This is a genomic window from Microbacterium wangyouchuni (genome assembly GCF_054072595.1).
This window is the reverse complement of record NZ_JBSVRM010000001.1, coordinates 341,390-362,467: the sequence shown is the minus strand read 5'-3', so window position 1 is coordinate 362,467 and position 21,078 is coordinate 341,390. Positions and strand designations below refer to the sequence as shown.

20 protein-coding genes are annotated in these 21,078 nt (G+C 62.1%); 9 read left to right on the top strand and 11 right to left on the bottom strand.

Annotated elements, in window-relative coordinates; genetic code table 11:
* Window positions 1-81 precede the first annotated feature (81 nt).
* Window positions 82-825, top strand: a complete 744-nt coding sequence (locus ACW5CM_RS01775; protein WP_457123963.1) for an enoyl-CoA hydratase/isomerase family protein — start codon at window positions 82-84, stop codon at window positions 823-825.
* 74 nt (window positions 826-899) lie between these two features.
* On the opposite strand, the gene ACW5CM_RS01770 is transcribed toward ACW5CM_RS01775, so the two are convergent.
* From ACW5CM_RS01770 to ACW5CM_RS01740, 7 genes are all read right to left on the bottom strand, one after another.
* Window positions 900-2,486, bottom strand: coding sequence for an ABC transporter substrate-binding protein (locus ACW5CM_RS01770; RefSeq protein ID WP_457123962.1), 1,587 nt, complete (start codon window positions 2,484-2,486; stop codon window positions 900-902).
* A gap of 153 nt (window positions 2,487-2,639) precedes the next feature.
* On the bottom strand, window positions 2,640-4,319 hold the full coding sequence (locus ACW5CM_RS01765) for an ABC transporter permease (protein WP_457123961.1): 1,680 nt from the start codon (window positions 4,317-4,319) through the stop codon (window positions 2,640-2,642).
* Window positions 4,316-5,428 carry an ABC transporter ATP-binding protein gene (locus ACW5CM_RS01760; RefSeq protein WP_457123960.1) on the bottom strand — a complete coding sequence of 371 codons (1,113 nt, stop codon included), beginning with the start codon at window positions 5,426-5,428 and terminating at the stop codon, window positions 4,316-4,318. Before ACW5CM_RS01760 ends, ACW5CM_RS01765 begins: the two co-directional genes overlap by 4 nt.
* Window positions 5,429-5,461: 33 nt before the next feature.
* Window positions 5,462-6,505, bottom strand: coding sequence for an ABC transporter substrate-binding protein (locus ACW5CM_RS01755; RefSeq protein ID WP_457123959.1), 1,044 nt, complete (start codon window positions 6,503-6,505; stop codon window positions 5,462-5,464).
* Window positions 6,506-6,654: 149 nt separating this feature from the next.
* Window positions 6,655-7,605: a PDR/VanB family oxidoreductase gene (locus ACW5CM_RS01750; RefSeq protein WP_457123958.1), complete on the bottom strand. Its 951-nt coding sequence runs from the start codon at window positions 7,603-7,605 to the stop codon at window positions 6,655-6,657.
* Between the two features lie 74 nt (window positions 7,606-7,679).
* Window positions 7,680-8,981: an acyl-CoA dehydrogenase family protein gene (locus ACW5CM_RS01745; protein WP_457123957.1), complete on the bottom strand. Its 1,302-nt coding sequence runs from the start codon at window positions 8,979-8,981 to the stop codon at window positions 7,680-7,682.
* Window positions 8,978-9,709 carry an enoyl-CoA hydratase/isomerase family protein gene (locus ACW5CM_RS01740; protein ID WP_457123956.1) on the bottom strand — a complete coding sequence of 244 codons (732 nt, stop codon included), beginning with the start codon at window positions 9,707-9,709 and terminating at the stop codon, window positions 8,978-8,980. Before ACW5CM_RS01740 ends, ACW5CM_RS01745 begins: the two co-directional genes overlap by 4 nt.
* A gap of 61 nt (window positions 9,710-9,770) precedes the next feature.
* Here ACW5CM_RS01740 and ACW5CM_RS01735 point away from each other — a divergent pair, with 61 nt between their 5' ends.
* Genes ACW5CM_RS01735 through ACW5CM_RS01720 form a run of 4 tightly spaced genes read left to right on the top strand, consistent with a single transcriptional unit; the run spans window position 9,771 to window position 13,854 of the window.
* The gene (locus tag ACW5CM_RS01735) at window positions 9,771-10,895 is read left to right on the top strand and encodes an acyl-CoA dehydrogenase family protein (RefSeq protein WP_457123955.1); all 1,125 of its coding nucleotides are present in this window, start codon (window positions 9,771-9,773) and stop codon (window positions 10,893-10,895) included.
* Window positions 10,896-10,919: 24 nt separating this feature from the next.
* Window positions 10,920-11,711 (top strand): enoyl-CoA hydratase/isomerase family protein, encoded by a 792-nt coding sequence (locus tag ACW5CM_RS01730; protein ID WP_457123954.1) that lies wholly within the window; start codon window positions 10,920-10,922, stop codon window positions 11,709-11,711.
* Window positions 11,712-11,726: 15 nt separating this feature from the next.
* Window positions 11,727-12,740, top strand: coding sequence for an acyl-CoA dehydrogenase family protein (locus tag ACW5CM_RS01725; protein ID WP_457123953.1), 1,014 nt, complete (start codon window positions 11,727-11,729; stop codon window positions 12,738-12,740).
* A gap of 10 nt (window positions 12,741-12,750) precedes the next feature.
* Window positions 12,751-13,854 (top strand): acyl-CoA dehydrogenase family protein, encoded by a 1,104-nt coding sequence (locus ACW5CM_RS01720; RefSeq protein ID WP_439289798.1) that lies wholly within the window; start codon window positions 12,751-12,753, stop codon window positions 13,852-13,854.
* Window positions 13,855-13,919: 65 nt separating this feature from the next.
* Here the strand turns inward: ACW5CM_RS01720 and ACW5CM_RS01715 are convergent, their stop codons facing one another.
* From ACW5CM_RS01715 to ACW5CM_RS01705, 3 genes are all read right to left on the bottom strand, one after another.
* Entirely contained in the window at window positions 13,920-14,714 is a 795-nt protein-coding gene (locus ACW5CM_RS01715; RefSeq protein WP_457123952.1) for a FadR/GntR family transcriptional regulator, read from the bottom strand.
* A 126-nt stretch (window positions 14,715-14,840) separates the two neighbouring features.
* The gene (locus ACW5CM_RS01710) at window positions 14,841-15,836 is read right to left on the bottom strand and encodes an LLM class flavin-dependent oxidoreductase (RefSeq protein WP_457123951.1); all 996 of its coding nucleotides are present in this window, start codon (window positions 15,834-15,836) and stop codon (window positions 14,841-14,843) included.
* Window positions 15,837-15,838: 2 nt separating this feature from the next.
* Window positions 15,839-16,546 (bottom strand): acyl-CoA thioesterase domain-containing protein, encoded by a 708-nt coding sequence (locus tag ACW5CM_RS01705; protein ID WP_457123950.1) that lies wholly within the window; start codon window positions 16,544-16,546, stop codon window positions 15,839-15,841.
* A gap of 438 nt (window positions 16,547-16,984) precedes the next feature.
* On the opposite strand from ACW5CM_RS01705, the gene ACW5CM_RS01700 reads away from it, so the two are divergent.
* Genes ACW5CM_RS01700 through ACW5CM_RS01690 form a run of 3 tightly spaced genes read left to right on the top strand, consistent with a single transcriptional unit; the run spans window position 16,985 to window position 19,021 of the window.
* Window positions 16,985-17,734 (top strand): enoyl-CoA hydratase-related protein, encoded by a 750-nt coding sequence (locus ACW5CM_RS01700; protein WP_457123949.1) that lies wholly within the window; start codon window positions 16,985-16,987, stop codon window positions 17,732-17,734.
* Window positions 17,735-17,753: 19 nt separating this feature from the next.
* Entirely contained in the window at window positions 17,754-18,617 is an 864-nt protein-coding gene (locus ACW5CM_RS01695) for an SDR family oxidoreductase (protein WP_439289803.1), read from the top strand.
* On the top strand, window positions 18,614-19,021 hold the full coding sequence (locus ACW5CM_RS01690; RefSeq protein ID WP_457123948.1) for a nuclear transport factor 2 family protein: 408 nt from the start codon (window positions 18,614-18,616) through the stop codon (window positions 19,019-19,021). Before ACW5CM_RS01695 ends, ACW5CM_RS01690 begins: the two co-directional genes overlap by 4 nt.
* Before the next feature lie 15 nt (window positions 19,022-19,036).
* Here the strand turns inward: ACW5CM_RS01690 and ACW5CM_RS01685 are convergent, their stop codons facing one another.
* Window positions 19,037-19,849 carry a hotdog family protein gene (locus ACW5CM_RS01685; protein ID WP_457123947.1) on the bottom strand — a complete coding sequence of 271 codons (813 nt, stop codon included), beginning with the start codon at window positions 19,847-19,849 and terminating at the stop codon, window positions 19,037-19,039.
* Between the two features lie 239 nt (window positions 19,850-20,088).
* On the opposite strand from ACW5CM_RS01685, the gene ACW5CM_RS01680 reads away from it, so the two are divergent.
* Window positions 20,089-20,940: an HpcH/HpaI aldolase/citrate lyase family protein gene (locus ACW5CM_RS01680; RefSeq protein WP_457123946.1), complete on the top strand. Its 852-nt coding sequence runs from the start codon at window positions 20,089-20,091 to the stop codon at window positions 20,938-20,940.
* Window positions 20,941-21,078: the final 138 nt, after the last annotated feature.

Here is a 21,078-nt window from a genome sequence, read left to right as displayed (position 1 = left end):
GATGACGAGTTCGAGCAACGTCGCCCGGCCTGATAATGGTTAACTATACAATGTTAAAGCTAATTGACAAGTGGAGGCACCGTGGAACTCGAAGAAGATCACGTCCAGTACGAAGTACGAGATGGCGCGGCATGGATCACGATCATGCGCCCCGAGAAGCGCAACGCGATGACCACCCGGATGTACTCGGATTTGCGTCAGGCCTTCCGAATAGCGCGCTACGACGACGACGTGGACGTGATCGTCGTGACAGGGGTCGACCCGGACTTCTCCGTTGGGGGAGACTTGAACGAGAGCGTGGGCATCTATGCCACGCAGGATCGCTCCCGCCTTCATGTCTACGAAGACAACCTGCCATTCGACACGATCCGCCTGTCCCCGAAGACGACGATCGCGATGGTCAACGGCACCTGCCTGGGCGGCGCCATGTCGATCATGGCCTGCACGGATCTGGTCGTGGCGTCGGAACAGGCTCGGTTCGGGCTCCCGGAAGCACGCTCCGGCGCGTTCGAGGCGTGGGGCCCAGAATTCCTGTCCCCACGGATCTCGCGCGCACACATCAACTACCTCGTCTATACAGGCGAGATGGTCAGCGCCGAAATGGCGCTGGGCTGGGGGTTGGTCAATTTCGTGGTGCCGCACGCGGAACTCGCGGACAAGACGACGGAGCTCATCGGTCAAGTCCGGCAGACGACACCCGCTGCACGTGCGGGCTTCAAGTCTCACATCATCGCAAGGGATCAGATCACGCCGACCTACTATGCAGCGATCGATGTCGACGCGAACGCGTCCCCGCTGCAGTGGCAAGGTCGCGCGCAGGAATGAGTCCAGCTGATGCAAGGGGACGTGGCCTGCCTGCGCAGATCACGTCCCCTTCTTCTTCAGCCCAGCTCCGCCATCTAAGGGGCGATCCAGAGCCCATCCATGATTGCAGAACCTAGTGCGTACGCATCCACCCCACCCACGTTAGGCGCCGCAATCAGATCGTAGACCTGTCGATCGATAAAGATAATGGAGTTCACAGCCGCCAGACGCTCTTGGATGATTTCAAAAGCAGCTCTGCGCTCATCAGGATCATCCGTCGCGAGCGAGGCGTCGAGCGCGGCGTCCATCTCAGCATCGTCGACACCACCCTGATACCAGGTCGATGCAGAGTGCAACCACCGCCACGTTTGGCTCGTGGGTTCTCCGAAGATCACTCCCGACGTCACAGCCTGGTAGTCACCCTTGAGCATAGACATATAGGTTGTCGTCGCGTCGGCCACGGCCATTGAAACATCGACGTTGTCATAGGTAGCCAGCTGCATCTGCACTGCTTCTGACCACATGCCGTTTGTGGCCCCTGCGCTGATCGCGAACGAAGTGGGCTTGCCGTCGGCGGCGAGCTCGTCGAAGAGTTCTTGTGCTCGCTCCGGGTCGTATTCCGTGAGCGTCTGGCCCGTGTACAACGGGGACGTCTCCTGGAACAGAGAGGTGACGGGCTGGCCGAGCCCCTCGTTGATAGCCTCATTCACGACGTTGACGTCGATTGCCTTAGCGAGTGCTTCACGCGCCCGCGGGTCGTCGAACGGCGCCTGGTCGGAGTTGAGCATGAGCGTGCGCCCGCCAGCGAGTGGCACCTCGGTAAGGACCATGCCTGCAGCCACTGCTTGGGCGTTGGTGACCGCGTTGGACGCAAGGATCAAGTCTGCGCCACCCGCGATGAGAGTGTCGATCCGCTGGTTGGCGTCTCCCACTGTCGTGATGGTGATGCCGTCGAGATAGGGGCGAGGGTCGTCGAAGTATTGGTCGTTGCGCACCAACTCCATCGTGCCGCCGCGTTGCCAGCTCTCAAGCGTGAAAGGTCCGGCGCCGATCGGGTTCTTGTCGAACTCTTCGGGGCCAAGTTCCAGCGCGTCGGGCGAGGCGATCCAGTTCAACGACGAGTAGGTCAGCGACTGGGGGAAGTTCGCCTGCGGCGTCGTAAGTCCGAACGTCAGTGTGTGATCATCCGCTGCCTGGATGTCGGCGATCTGTTCCGCGAAGTCACTGTGCACAGCGCCGGTAGCGGGATCGGCGAGGCGCTCCCAGTTGAACTTCACGTCTTCCGCGGTGAGTGGCGTGCCATCGGAGAAGACCAGACCCGGGCGGAGCTTGAGGATCCAAGTGGCACCGCCATCCGCCGACTCCATCGACTCTGCCATCGAGTACTCGATCTCGTAAGTCTCGAGGTCGTTCGTCACGAGCGAGCCGTAGAGCGCATTGCCGATCGCGCCCTGAAGCGACTGCGCGTTGTTAAACGCCGCGGGGTCGAGAGAGCGCGCCTCATTGGTCTGAACGAACCGCAGAGTGCCCCCCGAAACCGGCTCAGAAGGTCCCTCCGCGGAGGGGGAGTCTACGACTGGATCAGTGCCGGTGCATGCAGTGAGCGCTAGTGCAGCGGCCACAGCCAGCGCACCGGCCTTCCACCACCGACCGCATACCGATCGGTCTCGCACTACGTTCATGGCGTCCTTCTTCCGTTGGGGAGGCCGCAGGATCGTCGTCGACCCTGCCGTTCCTAACAATATTATTGTAATCATAACTATCATGATCTTGATATGACAAAGTCGCAAAAATGACTTCTCGAACATGTCCGGCGATGGTCACCGCACGGTCGCTTAAAGTCGCGATAGCGCGTTTCGGCCACCGACAGCAAGTGCCAGTACGACGCCAAGTGCGGTAACACCGGTCATGATGAGCGCCACGGCAGCAACGAGTGGGTATGCACCACTCGCCCAGTAGTCGTAGAGGATCGTTCCCATCACCTGCGTCTTCGCGGATCGGACCAGCAATGACGCGGCGAACTCGTGTGTCAGAAGGATGAACATCAGCACCGCCGCACCGGCCAGGCTCGTCCGAATGAGGGGGATAACGATCTTAAGGTGGGTGCGCAGCACTCCCGCCCCGCTCATTCGGGACGCCTCAGCGTAGGCGGGACCGAGCGCCATCATGCCAGTCAACAACATCCGTACGGCGAACGGGAACATGAGCGTCGCATAAACAAGAACGATCACGACGGGCGTCCCGTAGAGAACGAAGGGTGGCTGGGTATAGGTGAAAAGGAACCCGACGCCAAAAATCACGGCCGGAATTCCCAGTGGCAGCGAAATCACGGCATCGGTGATCCAGCGGATCACGCGCATCCGAGACTGCAGCATGATGCAGGCAGCGATATAGCCACCTACAGTCGCGATAAGCATAGCGACTGCAGAAAGCACGATGCTATTCCAGATCGCGTCGAGAAAGGTGGGCCGCGAGAACGCGTCGAGGAAGTTGTCGAAGCTCAGCCTCACTGCGGAGATGTCGGCACTCCAGTACGGAGACAGCGACACAAAGAGCAACCCGGTCAATGGGATGAGAAGCGCAACGATCCCGTAGATGAGGATGAACACTCGCGCTCCCCCTGAGCGGCGTGAGGTGGCAACGAAGCCCTTACCTCCGTGTGTGATGAAGCGAGATTCATCACCGATAGCTCGGCGCTGCGCAACGACGAGCAGCAAGCCGATCAGCACGAGCGGAGATCCGAGCGCAGCGGCGGCGGCAAAGTCAACGGGCGACTCCGCTGTGCGTCGGTAGATCTCGGTCGTAATGACGCGAACACCCGAGTTCGTGCCGAGGATGAGCGGTGCCGTAAATTGGCCCATCCCCAACAGAAAGGTCACTCCTGCGGCATACACGAGCGACGGCCGCAGTTGCGGCAAAGTCACGCGCAGGAAGACTGACCCGGGAGAGCTACCGCTCATCCGTGCCGCTTCGAGATGGTCGGCGTTGATATTGCTTAGCCCAGAGGAGACGAACAGGTAGACGAACGATGTAAGGCCGAACCCCGTGATAATGACGATCCAGGTGACGGAGTAGACGTTGACGGGGCCTTCTTCCAGCCCGGACCACCAAGGAAGCATTCGAAGGACGGCATTCAAGTACCCGGGGCCGGGCGACAAGAGGAACTGCCACCCGATGACATTTGCAATGGCTGGCAATACCAGCGGTAGAACAGGGATCGCACGAATGAACGCCGCCCGACTCGGCAAACGATCGGCGGCAAGTGCGAGCGCGGTTCCGAGCACCATCGCGATGACGACAGATCCCACCGAGAGGTAAATGGTGTTGAGTATCACCTCTCCGAAGCCATCGGTCATGAGCGCCGACCGGTATCCGGCGGCCCCGTCGCGCAACGCAAGCGACTGTATGTGGAACAGTGGAACGACCACGAGATAGACGAGCACCGCGAGGAAAACGAGCGCAAGCCCATACTGCCGAGCTTTGCGTGACCCCAGACGAACGGCGATGCTCCTCATGCGTGCACCGGTATAGCAATGGGCTCATCGCCAACGAAGTACCGGGCTGATGCATGGTCGATTCCGACCATAACAGCATCGCCGGGCGTGGGTATGATCCCACCGGCAGGAGTGCGAATCTGCAGCTGCGTGGCACCCACCTGGACGACGACGTCGTAGTGATGTCCCCCGAACCCGACTTCTGCCACTGATCCGGCGACGATGGCCTCGCCGTATCGGGAAGGCGAATCAGGCGGCACGAACCGCAGGCCCTCTGGCCACATACGACATACCAGAACGGAATCCCGCGGGGGATCAATCCCGACGGGCAACTCGAATCGCGTTCCGCCCACCATCCATCCGGCCTCGGTTCCCTCCAGCTCGAGTCGATTCGACATTCCGATGAACTCTGCGACGTACTCTGACGCCGGGGAACTAAACACGACTTGGGGATCATCGATCTGCTCGATGCGCCCTTCACGCATGATCGCGATGCGGTCAGCCAAGGCGAAGGCCTCCGACTGATCATGCGTCACGAAAACTCCGGTGAACCCCAGGCGGCTGTGCAGTTGGTGGATCTCCGAACGCACGCGATCTCGCAGGCGCGCATCGAGGTTGCTCAGTGGCTCGTCGAAAAGGATGAGGCGCGGCTGCGCCACCAGGGCGCGCGCGAGGGCGATACGCTGCTGCTGTCCACCACTCAACTGGGCTGGATAGCGATCAAGTAGGTGCTCGCATCCCACGAGTGCCGCAGTGTCTTGAATTTGCTGTTTGGCCTGCTGGCGCGGGACCTTCTGCATCTTGAGCGGATAACCGATGTTGCCACCCACGGTCAGGTGTGGCCAGAGCGCATAACTCTGGAAGACCATGCCGATTCGCCGACGCTCGGGAGGAATGTCGATGCCCGCGGAGCGATCGAAGAGTGGCCTACCCTCGAACTCGATCGCTCCGCTACTGGGCTCTTCGAGCCCAGCGATGCAGCGCAACGTCGTCGTCTTCCCGCAGCCGCTGGGTCCAAGCAGAACCAGCAGCTCACCTTCTCGCACATGCAGGTCGAGCGCGTTCACCACCGCAGGGCTGTCGTTGCCGCCGTATCGCTTGACCAGCTTCTCGATAAGTACGTCGCTCAACTTGTCTTCTCCGCTCGTGCTTCAGGGCGATCCTCAGGAGAACCAGCCGTCCCAGCGCTTGATGTATTCCTCAACCTCCGCGGGTGTCCATGCGCTGGCATCGCCTAGCTGGATCTCCTCCGGGTCCGCGGCGACATCCGGGATACCAGGGAGTACCGGGAGCGCGAACATCACGATCTCGGCCTGTGCTTCCGGCGACACAAGGAAGTCCGCTAGCAGCTGAGCCGCATTCGGGTTAGGCGCGCTCGCCAGCACCTGACCCGTGTATTGGCCTCCCCACGCATTGTTGGCGGTCGACCAGTCGATCGGCGCTCCTGCCGCCTTCTGGGCCTGCAGCGGTTGCGAGTAAGGCGTCGCCCAGATCTCCCCGGATGCGATCGCCTGACTGATGGCGATTGATGTCGGGTAGATGCGCGCGCCGAGTTCGCCCAGTTTCTCCAAATAGTCCTCACCATAGGTGTCTTGGAGGAACTTGTAGTAGTCGGAGACGACAGCGCCGGTCGGGCGCATAACCCCGATCCGTCCTTGCAGTTTCGGGTCGATGAGATCGTCGTAGTCGGTGAGTCCCTCAGGAATCTGATCCGTATTCCACGCGAAGCCCACAATGGAGTTGGCGACACCGAAACTCACCCCATCACTGAAGTATGCCTCGCGATCGTAGTCAGGGTTGTCGAAGGATGGGCCGACTGCCTCAACGAAGTAATCAGGGTTGTTGCCCACCCAGATCGGATCGCTCTGCACGAGCACGTCCCCGACACCATTGCCCGTCTGCGCTTCGGCCTCGATCTTCGGCTGGACCGCGCTGGTGAGGCCGAAGCTGTACTCCATCGTGACGTTCGGGTACTTCTCGTTGAAGAGGACTTGGATCTGATCGAGCACGGCCGGATCCATGTTCGAATACAGCATCACAGAGCCCTCCTGCTCGGCTGCTGCGATCACAGCATCCCAACCATCGGCGACAGGCATCGCCTCCGGCGCTTCTCCGCCACTGCAACTCGTCAGAAGCAGCATTGCAGCCGCTGTCGCGGCGATACCAGCAATACCTCGTCGACGTGCATCGTGTGTGGGCATTCTCATGACCGTTCCTCTCGTCGCCAACGACAGGAGGGCGACCCGTCATTGTGGCCTAGCACTAAAGCATAGGCTATCAGTTAATAGATAACAACCATTAATATCTATGCATTTTTATCGCTAGAGGACGGTTCTATTCGTCGCTCCACCTGCACTCAAAGATCAAGGACGATTCGAGGCGTCTTCGACCGTGAAACACAGATCATCATCGCGTCACAGATGCTCGGAGACAGCAGCGAGTCACGGTGATCCGGTGCGCCAGAGAGAACGGGCGTCTCGCAGGAACCACACGTGCCTTCTCGGCACGAGCTGATGACATCTATTCCGGCCTCTTCGACTAGTTCGAGGATCGAGCGGTCCGGGGGAACAACGAGGGTGATGTCCGACATCTCGAGATACACCTCGATCGAGGTGTTCGGCGATTCATCGATCTCTTTGGGCCGGAAGTGCTCCGTGTGCAGCTCAAGATCGCGCTCAGCTGCCCGCTCCTCCACCGCGGTCAGCAGAGATGTTGGACCACAACAGTAAACGGTGGCACCGCTCGCGGAGTCGAGGATCGTCGGAAGATCTAGGAACCCGGTAGTGTCCTGGGGAAGGATTTTCACTCGGTCGCCATAGGCTTCCAGGTCATTCCGGAACCCCATCGAATCGAGGTTTCGTCCACCGTAGTAGAGGCGCCACGACGCGCCGCGCTGTTGAGCCTCACGAACCATTGGGAGTATCGGCGTGATGCCAATGCCTCCGGCGATGAAGACATAGGAGTCGGCTGGCTCGAGCGTGAAGTGATTTCTCGGTCCCCGCGCGGCCAATATCGTCCCAACCTCCACCTGATCGTGCATATGAGCCGACCCTCCGCGCCCCTGCGGCTCGCGGAGTACGGCAATCTGCCACGCTGAACGATCGGTTGGGTCTCCGCTCAGAGAGTACTGTCGCACAAGGTCTTTACCAAGGTGCACGTCGATGTGGGACCCAGGATTCCACATTGGCAGATCGGCTCCGTCGGCCGATCGGAGGGTCAGTGCCATGACGCCGGCGGCCACCTCCGTTCGCTCGGACACAACCAAACGGAGATCCTGCTCATCATCGAGCGACTCTGGACCGGACATCATGCTCCTCCTTCGATGGCAATCAGCTTCATCATACCAATGATGAACCTGATTGACCGCTGCTGCGCCCAAAGTCACCCTCGCGGCAAATCGCGCCAGGGCATGCCCTTGAAGGGATCCGGCTCCTTGGGAAGCCCGAGCACTCGTTCGGCCAGCACGTTCTTGTTCACCTCGGACGTTCCGCCCTCGATCGTGTTCGCCCGACTGCGCAGCATCCCCATGACCTCGCGGGGCATCGTCGCTGCGTAGTCCGCGTCAATGTCAGGGGATCCTGCCCAGGCCAGGCCATCCATTCCGAGCAACCCGGCGGCCGCGCTCTGGATCCGCTGGTTCAAATCGGACCCGTGCACCTTGCCGATGGAGCTTTCCGGGCCGGGCGAGACCTTCTGCGCAAGCTGCTCACGCACACGCTGGTTCGTCCACTGTCTGGTGCGCTCCTCACACCACAGTCGAACGATGGACGACCGCACCACCGGATCCTGCCAACCGCCGGATAATCCCTTCTTATCCCTGCGCCGAGCCAGGCGCACGAGATTCAGTGCGCTTCCGCCGCCGACGCGATCCACCCCGCCGGATCCTGTGCCGGCTACCATCTGCCGCTCGCCGCCAAGCGTTGCCTGGGCGACTCGCCAGCCGTTGCCAATCTCACCGACCCGTTGGGAGTCGGGAACGCGTGCGCCGTCGATGAACACCTGAAAGAACTCCGTCTCCCCACCCATATGGCGAAGAGGCCTCGCCTCGACGGCATCCTGATGCATGTCGATGAGGAAGTAGGTGATGCCCTGATGTTTGGGAGCGTCCGCGTCGGTGCGCGCTAATAGTACGGCGAAGTCTGCCTGATCAGCCCAAGTCGTCCAGATCTTCTGACCTGTGATTACCCAGTCGTCACCGTCGCGTTCGGCACGCGTGCTCAACGACGCCAGATCACTACCCGCGCCCGGCTCGCTGAACAATTGACACCACACTTCGCTCGCCTGCACGATCGGGGGAAGGAACCGACGACGCTGGTCCTCCGAGCCGTAGGCGAACAGTGCCGGGGCAGCAAGATTCAGCCCCAGGGGATTCAGGCGCGGCAGGTGATAAGGTGCGAGCTCGCGCTCGGCAGAACGAGCGGCGGCCGTGGACCAGCCAAGTCCGCCGTGTTCGACGGCCCAAGTCGGAGCGACCAGTCCGGAGGAGCTGAACTTCGGGTACCAGGCGCGGTACTCATCGGGCGTGCGCAACTGGCGCACCGCAGCGGGACCACCGCGCTCGCCCGCCTCGCGCCAAGCCGCGGGCAGAGAGGCTCGCACCCACTCACGGGCAGCCAACCCGGCCTCTTCTGGTGTCGTTGCCGGACCGTAGGCCTCAGCAAGTTGTGGTGGCGCACTCGTCATGGTTTCTCCTCAAGGTGAGCGTCGCCAAACGACGCTGTTGGATGGATGGATCGTCGCCCTAATTCCATGGTTGCCCACAGTCGGGCCTTTATTGCCTGCGCCTCAGATGGTGGCTGATCGGCTACCTGCTCGGCAAGCTCCTGTGCTCGTTCCTGCAGTCGCTCGGCTACGACCAGTTCGCTGACGAGACCGCTTTCATATGCGCGCTGCGCGCTGACACGTTCGTGGGCGCCGATAAGGGCCATCCTCGAAGCGACCGTGGCAGGGATCCTGCGCATCAGGCCGATCGCTTCCCAGGATGAGGCCTGACCGACCGACACATGCGGGTCGACGAAGCTCGCCTTCTCCGAGGCGATGGCGATATCTGAGTCGACAACGAAGTGAAGTCCGCCACCGGCGCAGACACCGTTGACGGCAGTGACGACAGGGGTCCTCACCCCGAGATGCCACCCGGTAAGCTGCAGCGCCGCGGCGCGCGTTCGCCGTGCAGACTCGCTCAGGGATTTCGGATCGTGGGCGAGAGCGACGACATCAAGACCTGTTTGGAAGGCGCGCCCCCGACCGGTGACGACGATGCAACGCACCGCAGGATCCTCGTCCAACTCCCGCCAGGCGAGTGGAAGCGCAGTCATCATGTCGGCATTCATCGCGTTTCCCGCATCCGGCCGATTGAAGATGAGCCAGCCGACCGGCCCCTCACGATGCAACTCGATCGTGTTCACGGACATGTTTATCTCCTTCCGATCTGCTAGTAGTATAATGATAATACTGACAGATAGGAGAGCGTGAGTGATTACAGAACTTTCCGCAACGGACGTCGCCGACTTCCGAGCGAGTATCAGAGCCGCAATCGCCGGTTCGGGCAAATCGCTGGCACACGTCCGCGATCTCATGGCCACGCAAGAGGGCTTCTCCCGCGAGGAGTGGCTCAAGATCGAGCGTGATCTGGAGCTGGTCGGCATCCCGCTCGCCGCCGACTACGGCGGCTCAGAGCTGTCGCACCACGAACTCGGTTATGCGATAGAGGAGGCCGGGTACGCCGCGGCATGCTTACCGCTATTCGCGACAGCAGCGCTTTCCGTCCCGCTCCTGCAGGCGCTCGAAGATGCAGACGTGCTCAGCGAGCTCGGCCCTGACCTCATCAGCGGCAGGCGCACGGCCACCGTCGCCCTCGCCGAAGCAGATGGCGTTTGGGAACTGTCGTCCGTAGCGACCACCGCGGTGCGCGATGGTGACAAGTGGCGACTGTCGGGACAAAAGAACTTCGTCGTGGACGGCGCTACGGCAGATGTTGTGCTGGTCGTCGCACGAGACGCCTCCGGGTTCGGTGTCTATCTCATCGATGAGGGCGCAGGAGCCACCACGGAGCCCCTCGTCACCCTCGATCAGACCAGGAAAATGGCGACCGTCACCCTCGACGGCGCGGTTGCGAGACGGATCGGCACCGGGGACAGCTCCTCCGCGATCGAGGCAGCCACGGCCGTGTCCCGCGCGCTATTGGCCGCCGAGCAAGTCGGTGGTGCACAGCGCTGCCTAGACATGACAGTCGAGTATGTGAAGACGCGATTCCAGTTCGGCCGCGCGATCGGATCCTTCCAGGCGATCAAGCAGCGTCTGGCCGACATGCTGATCCAAGTCGAGTCCGCGCGGTCTGCTGCGTACGCCGCTCTGCGCGCGGTCAGCGATGGCGATGCCGACAGCGCATCCGTCGCGCGGATCGCCGCGCTCACGGCATCCGAAGCATTCGAATTCGCGGCTGCACAGACGATCCAGCTCCACGGGGGCATCGGCTTCACCTGGGAACATGATGCGCACATCTTTTACAAGCGCGCCAAGACTAGTGCGAAACTGCTCGGGTCGGCCGACTCTCATGTGGAATGCCTTTCGACGTTCGTCGAGTCCAAACTGGAATAGCACGATTACCGAGGAGGAATCGGGATGACGTACGAAACTCTCATCATCGAGCGGCATGGCCACGTCGGGTGGTTGATCAACAACCGACCGGAGGTACTGAACGCACAGAACGCGAAACAGCGGGATGAGATGGCGGATGCCTGGCTAGAACTTGACCGCGATCCGAAGGTTCGCGTCATCGTGCATACCGGAAATGGTCGCGCCTTCCATGCTGGAGCCGACGTGAGCGAGGTCGCAGATGCCGGGATGGAGAGATTCGAGCGCGACATGCTGAGCTTCGACTTGCATTTCTCCTCCTGGCATCAGAACGTTAGCAAACCGGTCATCACCGCTGTGAACGGCCTGTGCGTGGGGGCCGGGCTCCACTTCGTGGCCGACGCTGACATCGTCATCGCCGCATCCGACGCCCAGTTCGGGGATCCGCACGTCTCCGTCGGACAGGTGACGGCCGTCGAAACAATCGGACTGGCACGCCAGATCCCATTCGAGGCCGTGATGCGCATGGCGCTCCTGGGTCGACATGAGCGGATATCTGCACAGCGCGCGTATGAGCTCGGAATGATCAGCCAGATCGTGGACCCACCGGAGCAACTTCGCGATGAGGCCCAGGCGCTGGCGGAGAAAATCGCTAAGAACTCCCCCGCCGCAATGCGCGCAACGAAAAAGGCGCTCTGGTCGGCACTCGAGCTCGGCCTCACCGATGCATGCCGGCTCGGCTCGCAGCATCTGGTGAGCATATGGGGGCACCCGGATCAGGATGAGGGCCCACGCGCCTTCGTTGAACGACGCGAACCGGTCTGGCAAGATCCGGTCTGACCCGAAGGAAGAAACATGGAAGTTCGACTTAGCCCTGAGCAGGAAGAATTCGCGAAGGCCTCCTCTGCGCTCTGCGAACAGTTGGCATGGAAGTGGAACCAGGGACGCGGGCCGGACTCGCGCCAGCATCCACTCGGAGACAACGACGTCTGGAACGACATCGCGGAGTTGGGTTCTCTCGCTGTCCGGGCCGATGAGGAGTCGGGCGGTGCTGGCGGGTCCTGCATGGATGTGTGCGTACTGGTCGAGCAGATCGGCAGACACGCTCTGCCTGTTCCGGTCATCGGTGCGATTCTCGCCACCGAGCAGTTGCGCCTGCGCAGCGCACCGGCAGAGATCGTCGAACCGATAGTCGCCGGCGAGCACCGCATCACCGCCGCGCTCACCCGTGACCTGAGCGGTTTTGCAAGGTCGCCCGAGGATGCCATCGCGTTCGAAGCGAACGGCGCCAGATCCGCCGTGCTGCTCGGAAGTAGGGCGCTATCCATCCCCCTGGGCGAAAGCCGCCCAAGCGCTGATCTCACTCGCTGCTTCGCGAAACCGAACGGCGAGCCCTCCGCGTTATCAATCGCCGACACGACCGACGAGATCCGCCAGCGCGAGCTCGCATTCGCCCTCACGATAATCTCGGCCGATCTGCTCGGACTCATGTCCTCTGCGCTGGACCGTGCCGTCGCCCACGCCAAGGAGCGCGAGCAGTTCGGCAAGCCCATCGGATCATTCCAGGCGATCAAGCATCTGCTGGCCGAAGCCCATGTAACCGTCGAAGCGAGCCGAAGCGCCGTGTGGTATTCGGCCTGGGCCGTCGACGCACTCGACCCGGACGCCTCGCTGGCCGCAGCGCGGACGACCAAGGCATTCGCGTCCGTCGGCGCAGTCGAGGTGATCGAGGCGACGATCCAAACACTGGGCGGGATCGGAATGACTTGGGAATCATTCGCGCACGTCTGGCAGCGCCGCATTCAGATGGATCGACGCCTGTTCGGCGACGAGTTCGCGCAATACGCCGCGCTTTCAGTGCAGGAGTGAGGAGATCGTTATGGACTACACCGATGATGACGCCATCGCGCAGTTTCGACTTGGGCTACGCGCGTGGCTCGACAACTACCAGCAGACACATGACCTGAACTTCGACCCGGCGGATTTCGAGAGCGTACGCCGGTGGCACCGTGATCTTGCAGCAGCCGGGTTCGTCGCAACATCCTTTCCCGTTGAATACGGCGGGCAGGGGCTCGAGCCGATCTACGACGCCGTGGTTAACCGCGAACTCGCCGACGCCGACGCTCCTCCGCCGCCGCCAATCGCACACATCGCACACGCGATCGCCGACTTCGCATCCGATGCGCTCAAAGCACGCGTACTTCCGGGGCTGCTGACGTGCACCGAACCGTGGTGCCAGGGGTTTTCCGAGCCGGGAGCGGGATCGGATCTGGCCGATATCAGGACAACCGGACAGATCGACGGCGACACCATCCGAATCAACGGCCAGAAGATCTGGACCAGCGGGGCGATGTGGGCGCAGTGGTGTCTGCTCTTCCTTCGGACAGAACCCGACCTGCCCAAGCACAAAGGGCTCTCAATGGTCGTTGTACCTATGGATTCGCCGGGAATCGTCCGGCGCCAGATAATGCTCTCCACAGGCAGTGGCGAGTTCGCGGAAGTGTTCTTCGACAACGTCGAGGTGCCGACGGCGAATCTCATCGGTGAACGCGGGCAGGGCTGGGCGATCGCGATGCACATGCTCGCCTTCGAGCGCGGGCCCGCCGACATGGGCTGGACTGGGCGCTATCGACGGGGACTAGAAGCGGCGAAGACCGACCTCGCCGACGACGCCGGCCCCGCACGAACGCGATTGACTGCGGCGCAAGTCGGGCTCGATGTGCTGGAGTGGCACGTCACGAGATCTCTGGCGAACAGGGCCGACAGCCCTGGCACGGCAGGGTCCGTCGACAAGCTGCTCGCCACGCGAGTCGAGCAAGATCTCTACCGCGTTGCCGCCGATATCGCGGGGCCCGATGCACTACTCAATGACGCCGAGGAGTTCCTCGCGTACCTGCACTCGCGGGCGCAGTCAATCTACGGCGGATCTCAGCAAATCCAGCGGAACATCGTCGGCGAGAAGGTGCTCGGGCTCCCCCGCTGACCGACAGCAGCTGGTGGGCGTCTCCTCACACGAGGCGCCCACCAGCTGTCGCTAAGAGAGATCTACTAAGAGAGATCTACAGAGCTGATCAGGTTCGCGTTGACGAAGTCAGTCGCACTTGACGCAAGCGTCGTGGATCGTGTCGCCGCCAGGTGTGCAGAAGCGACCCGTATGGCCTTATCCACCTGCCCAGTTTCGATCGCCGCTAGCAATCGTTCATGGTCCCGATAAGCCGCCTGTCGGGTTTTGCGAGCCATCGGAGAATGGGTGGGGTCTTCTAGGTACTGATTAACCATGGTCGCATCAGCCCACACCGTTGACTCATGCGCTGACCAAATACTCCCCAGCGACCCGATGAGGACTTTCATCGTCTCATTGCCACTGCGTTCGATGAGCGCGTCGTGGAAACGACGCGCCAGCGGTGTCCATGTCGCCCAATCGTCAAAGCTTTCCTTCTGCGCTTCGAGTGCCTCACGGAGGAACGGGACAACCTCAGTCTCCCGATCTTCACGTGCCGCGCACATGCCAGCGCACACTGGCTCCATGTGCAGCAGCGCACCGCTGACATCATCCAGCGTCGTCTTTCGCACCTGAAGAACCATGCTGATCATCCGCGCAGCCGCCGACGACGATGGCAGATGGACGATCGCGCCTCCCACGTTTCCCCGCCTGACGGAGATGAGCCCCTCGGTCTCAAGGATTCTCATCGCCTCGCGCACCGCAGGCAGGCTGACCCTGAACCGCTCGATGAGATGCTCCTGCCGCGGCAGGCTATCGCCCTCCTTGAGTTCGCCGGCGAGGATGTCATTGCGAAGGCTCGCTGCGACCATCTCAGCGAGTCGTGGCTGCTTCAACTGCATCATCGCACCTTTGGTTGCTGAATCAATATTGACATCTTTGTATCTTACCGATCATCACGTCAACACGAGGGAGCACCGCACCGAGCCGGGCTGCTTCCGCATCTTCGTCAAGGAATCTACCTCGCGTCACGGACTTGCCGGTTGGGTGGCCGTTGAATCCTCGTCGATGGAGAGCAAGGGGCGGAGTTCCTCGGCACAGACTCGGATGTGTTCGGCGACGTCGGCCTCCGATTCTCCGGGTAATGCGCCCCAGACCATCACTGTGTCGACCGGAAGACCAGCAACGTGTGTACGGATGGCTCGGGCGACGTCGAAGGGAGTCCCATACGCCAGCCCCATACCGGGTAGAGAGAGGCCCGCCAATCTCGCGCGTTCTTTGTCGACCGGACGGTGTGCCGTTTCGGCCAAGCCCGTTTGAGCATGTTTTGCGTAGGAGTCCCACTGAGCCGCGTGGAGAGAGCCGACGCGCGACCAGTCGCGTTCGGGATCGGTCGACGGGTAGGCTGACAACAACCCCGACATCCGTGCGACCGCCTCAGACTCCGCCAAGCCTTCGCGATACGGCTCGAGCAGTCCGCGGTCTAATGACAGCAGCCCGGCCCCGAGACGCCCCGCCGCACGAGCCCCCTTGGGCCCTCCGAAACCCATCCAGAGTGGTGCGGTCCGCTGAACTGCATGTGGAGTCATGCTCGGATCCGACCACGATGACTGAACGTTGGCCGCGGTTTCGATCGTGCGGCGCAAACGTCGTGAGAAATCCCCACCAAACATCTCGTACTCTGCGACGCGATTGCCCGCGCCAAGCCCAAGATCAAGGCGACCATCGCTGATCAAGTCGACCACAGCAGCCTCTTCAATCAGGTGGCGCGGATGCCGAAACGGTGCGACGACGACGGCCGTGCCGATCCGAATTCGTGACGTGCGCGCAGCGATTGCTGCTGCGTAGACGAGCGGTTGCGGAAGATAGCCGTCGTCAAAACCATGGTGTTCAGTCAGCCAGATGGAGTCGGCGCCAAGGCGTTCGGCCTCCTCGCAGGCCTCCAGAATGAATCGGTAGCGACGAGACCAGGCCTCACGGTCTCCCCCCACCACGCGCAGGTCAAACATCAGGCCGAGCTTCATTCCTACTCTTTCCTTCGCGCCAGCCTGGGAGAAATCGGCGGGCGAGACAAGAGCCGGCACGTCTGGGTGCCGCTAGCCAGCAGGACTCCTGTCGACGACCAGACCTTCACTTCCCCCGATGCCGTGAGGCTGTCGATCGGGCCGACCACGACATCCACTAACATCCAGTCACCATCCGGTCGGGCATGCATCTTGAGGTGCGCCGTCATAGTTGGCACAAAGATGGACTCTGGCATGACAAGCCGTAGCGCGCTCGGGACCGCGTCACTCACGACCGCAACGGCCACCGTGGAATCCACGGGCGCATGAACCTTCAGCCACCGACGCACCCGCTTCGTGATGGAGGGGTCACCGTCAGTGACTGCACGGACCTCGAGAAGCCGTGAGGAACCTGAACCGAGAGTGGAACCGAACTCGACCGGCTCCCAGTCCTGCCATCGGCCGACGTCGGGAACACCGGAAGACTGCCCGGACTCGAGTTCCGGTCCGGTCATAGCCTGTGCCGCAACGACCTGACCACCTGCACCTTCAATGTGGAGCCGCGTATGGCGGAACCGTCCCTCATTCCGGAGGGACTCGGCCGACACCGTCACCTCCTCACCCTTGCCGACGGCAGCGATGTACACCACTGCCAGCTCGCGAAGACGGGACTCACTCAACGACTGCGCCGCCTCCGCAAGGGCGCCTAAGATCCATCCGCCGTATAACATGTTGCGGGCATTGCACACGGCTGCACTGGCCGTCCAGTTCCAATGAGCCAAGTTTTGACCGCGACGTGCACCCATCGGCCAATCCACACTTGCCGCGATTGCATCGGCACTTCCGTCCCGTGTTCTCACTTAGAGTCCCATTTCATTGTTTTATCATATACATGATAGTTCGCCAGCGCTGGAACGTTCTCTGCGCGCGCGGGTGCCGCCCGCGCCCCACAAGCCCACGACACATCGCCATGCGGGATGTTGCCGGAGCTCCGCACTGACGTCGCGAACTTTGTGGTTGGTGAGGCCGAGCTCAAGGCGTTCACTAAAGAGGACGGATCGCACCTCTGAGGGAAATACCCTCGCTCGATCCATCTCATCTAGTACTAAGATTACTGTTATTACGGGCGAAAGTGCAGACGTTCCCGCCAGGTGCAGGAGGCGCTATCCATGAGCGAATTAGAAGTCGAGCGAGCAGACGGAGTGCTGCGGCTCACAATCAATGCGCCAGAGCAGTTGAACGCAGTGGACACTGCGCTCGTGCACGCCCTGGCGGACGAAATCATGCGTGCCGACAACGTGCGGGTCGCGGTGATCTCCGGTGCCGGTACCGCATTCTGTTCCGGAGCGAGACTCTCCGATGGTGGTCCAACCCCGGGGTTCCTGGATGCCGCGTCCCGGCTCATCCAGGCGATCACCACCGCACCATACCCGGTCGTCGCCGCGGTGCATGGACCCGCGGCCGGAATCGGATGCTCCATTGCCCTTGCGTCCGACATTGTGATCGCTTCCGAACGCGCATACTTCCTGCAGGCGTTCGTCCGGGTTGGGCTGATGCCAGACGGCGGCGCAACGGAGCTGCTGGCCGCCTCGATCGGACGCTCCCAAGCGATGTGGCTGGCAATGAGCGGCGAAAGACTCACTGCGGCAGACGCCCTCCAGCGGGGTCTGATCGCACAGTGCCTTCCAGAAGAGGGGTTCTCGAATGCCGTCGAACAGGTCGTCACGCGCCTGGCTGCCGGCCCAACCAACGCCCTGGCGCGCACCAAGACTGCCATCAACCTGGCGAGCATCCCTTATCTGAGTCGAACGCTCGAGCTGGAACGTAGTTCGCAGACGACGCTGCTCAACAGTGACGACTTTCGCGAGGGCGTTGCCGCCTTCGCGCAGAAGCGAACCGCCGAATTCCGCGGCGAATGACCATACAAGGAGTACAGCGATGAACCTGGCAGGACGAACCATCATCATGTCTGGCGGTAGCCGGGGCATCGGCGAGGCGATCGCCGTTCGCGCGGCGGCGGACGGCGCAAACGTCGCGATGCTGGCGAAGACCGATACGCCTCATCCGAAGCTTCCTGGCACGATCCATACCGCGGCTGCGCGCATCCGGGATGCGGGAGGACAGGCCCTCTCGCTGGTCGGCGATATCCGCGACGACGATTTTGTCGCGGAGGCTGTGGCCCGCACCGCCGAGGAGTTCGGCGGCATCGACATCGTCGTGAACAACGCCAGCGCCATCGACCTGTCACGTACAGAAGATCTTCTGATGAAGAAGTACGACCTGATGAACGACATCAATGCACGCGGCACCTTTCTGCTCTCGAAGCTGTGCATTCCGCACCTGCGTAAATCGTCTTCGGCGCACATCCTCACACTCTCCCCGCCGCTGAACCTCGACCGCCAGTGGCAGGGCCGCTTCACCGGCTACACGATCGCGAAGTTCGGGATGAGCCTGGTGACACTGGGACTTTCGGAAGAGCTCCGCGACGATCGGATCGCCGTCGACTCGCTCTGGCCGCGGACCACGATCCGCACCGCAGCCACGGAGCTGGTGGGCCGTGGACACGACACGAACTCGCGTACCCCGCAGATCATGGCCGACGCCGCCTACGCCGTGCTCACGAAGTCGTTCGACACCGGCACCGGCCGGTTTCTCATCGACGACGACGTGCTCGAGGCGGAGGGAGTGACGGACTTCACTCCGTATCTGACTCCTGGGGCGACCGAAGCGAGGCTCGCCCTCGACCTGTGGGCTGAGCCAAAGGGCCAGGTCGGCACGGATGAGTCGCTGAGGCTCCGATGACAGACCAGGAAAGCGCGATCCGCTCCCTCATCTCCCGCTCTGCGTTCTACGGGGACACCGCCGCGCCGGAATCGTACGCCGAGATCTATACTGCAGACGCCGTGTGGGAGATGGGCGCAGTACAGCAAGAGGGCATCGACGCGATCATCGAAGCGACGCACCGCCGGCGCACCGACGGCATCAGCGGCCCAGGAACGGCCTCGCGACACGTCGTCGTGCCGATGCGCGTCGAGGTGGATGGCGAGCGGGGGCACGCATGGTCATATTTGCTGTTCTATCGCTCGACGGACTCCACTCCGACCGTGGAGCTGTTCGCCGTGTATGAAGACACTGTCCGGCTCGAGAACGACAGGTGGCAGATCGAGCGCCGCACAGTTCTCGTGGACCGCGCGGCGGGGTCATGAGCACTCTGCCAACGGCTACTTTGCCAGCGCGAGTAACCGCCAGTCGAGAACCTCCCCACCCCCGTCCACGGTGACGCGGGAGCGCAGGCGCAGCAGTGTCGTTCCCTGCGGACCGGGCTCGGCGTGCTCGACCTCGAGAATGCTCCGCAGCGGCTGTCCCTCGCGCACTGGGCCGGTGTGATCGCAGCTGTCCCAGCCGAGAACCGTCACAAGTCCGGGGATCACGCGTGTCACCTGCGCCATCGCCATCGCCATCGCCAACCCGATGGTGTGCCCTCCGTAGACGAGACACCCCTGTGCATTCGCGCTCTCATCATGATGCACGGCTGCGATATTCGGGGTCAACCGGGCGAGTTCCGGTGCACTGGATACGACATCTCCACCAATGACCTCGATCGATGTTCCTGCGGCGGGAAGCGGTCCCCCGCTCGGGAACGCGGCGAGGTCCAACCCTGCGAGGCCCTCAAGCGGGTCGGGAAGCTGATCCCTTCCAATCGCGGAGAGATCGTCAGCGTGTCCTGTCTCGAGGTCACCTCGAAGCGGCAGCATGGCGCAGCGATAGAAGTCGAGCACGGTGCGGTCGTGCTGATCGGCGGTGTGCATGCGCAGCGCCGCAAGACCTGTCGGTGGACGTCCCTCGCGACGAGAGTTCTCACGAAGACAGACGACGGTCGTCGCCGTCGTGAGCGTGGCACCGATCAGTGGGAATCGGTGGAATGTCAGATTTCGATAGAACAGGTTGGCTTTGACATGGTGGGTGACGACTGTCGACTGTCCGATTGCGATGTCCCAGAACAGCGCAGGATACGCGACGGGGGCACCGGCCACGGTTGCGGCGAGTTCGTCGTCCAGAGAGATGCGCAGACGATCACCGAGGATCGATGCACTGCCTGGCGACCTGCTGTGAGCGTATGCGACGGCGCAGAGAATTCCTGGCCGATCTCGAGCTCGTCGAAGTAAGGTCCTTCGCTTCTCATGACCGCACAACCTTTCTCAATCATTACTACCAATAGGGCCATTGGCCCGCCGAGCGGGCTACCGATGACCCTAAGAGAAAGTCGGTCCGCATGCCCGATCCGCCCCCGAGCACCCCGCCGCGCGCGGTCCTCGCCACAGCACCGCTCTTCGTACCCGGCAACCTCCCTGACCGATTCGCTAAGGCGGCAACATCCGGATCGGACCTCGTCATCATCGATCTTGAGGATGCTGTGCCGAGCGATCAGAAGATCGCCGCAAGGGATGCGGCGATCAGTGCACTCGGCGAAGGTGGTTTCTCTGCTGCGGTGAGGATAAACGCCGCCAGCGAAGGAACAGCGGATGCGGCTGCACTCTCGCGCCACGATTTCATCCGGCAGCATCTTCTGGCCGTGGTCATCCCCAAGGCCGAATCACCGGATCAGATCGCAGAGGTCGCCGCCATCCTCCCCGGAGTGCCGCTTATCCCACTGGTCGAAAGTGCTGTGGGGCTTAGCGTCATCGATGCGCTCGCTCACGCGCCCGGCGTGTGCAGGCTCGCGTTCGGCGCGCTCGATTTCGGCGTCGATGTCGGTTCAACCAGCCCGATCATGCTCGATCACGCCCGCTGCACGATCGTCATCGCTTCCCGCGCTGCGGGGCTGGCTGCCGCTCTGGATTCTCCCGTTCCGGAGTTCCGCGACGTGGATGTCGTGCGCGTCGGCGCACGATCAGCCAGGGACTTGGGGTTCGGCGGTCAGCTGTGCATCCATCCCGGCCAGATTCCACACGTGTTCGACGCGTTTCTCCCGAGTGACGAGGAGGTCGCGTCGGCGAGGCGTGTAATCGCCGCCGGTATCGACGGCGCGGGTGAGGTCGACAGCGCGATGGTCGACCGGCCGGTGATCCTGAGGGCGCAGAAAATTCTCTCAACGCAGGATCCGCTGAGAGCGACCATGACTTAGTGATCGTGATCGCTCAGTCGTGGTGAAAATCTCAAGTACGCTGCCAGTTCGACCACGACGAGCGTCGAGAGCAATTTGCTCTTGATCATGCACAGGAGGACGCTTGGTGTCGCGCGAGAACGTGCAGGAACTTCCTGG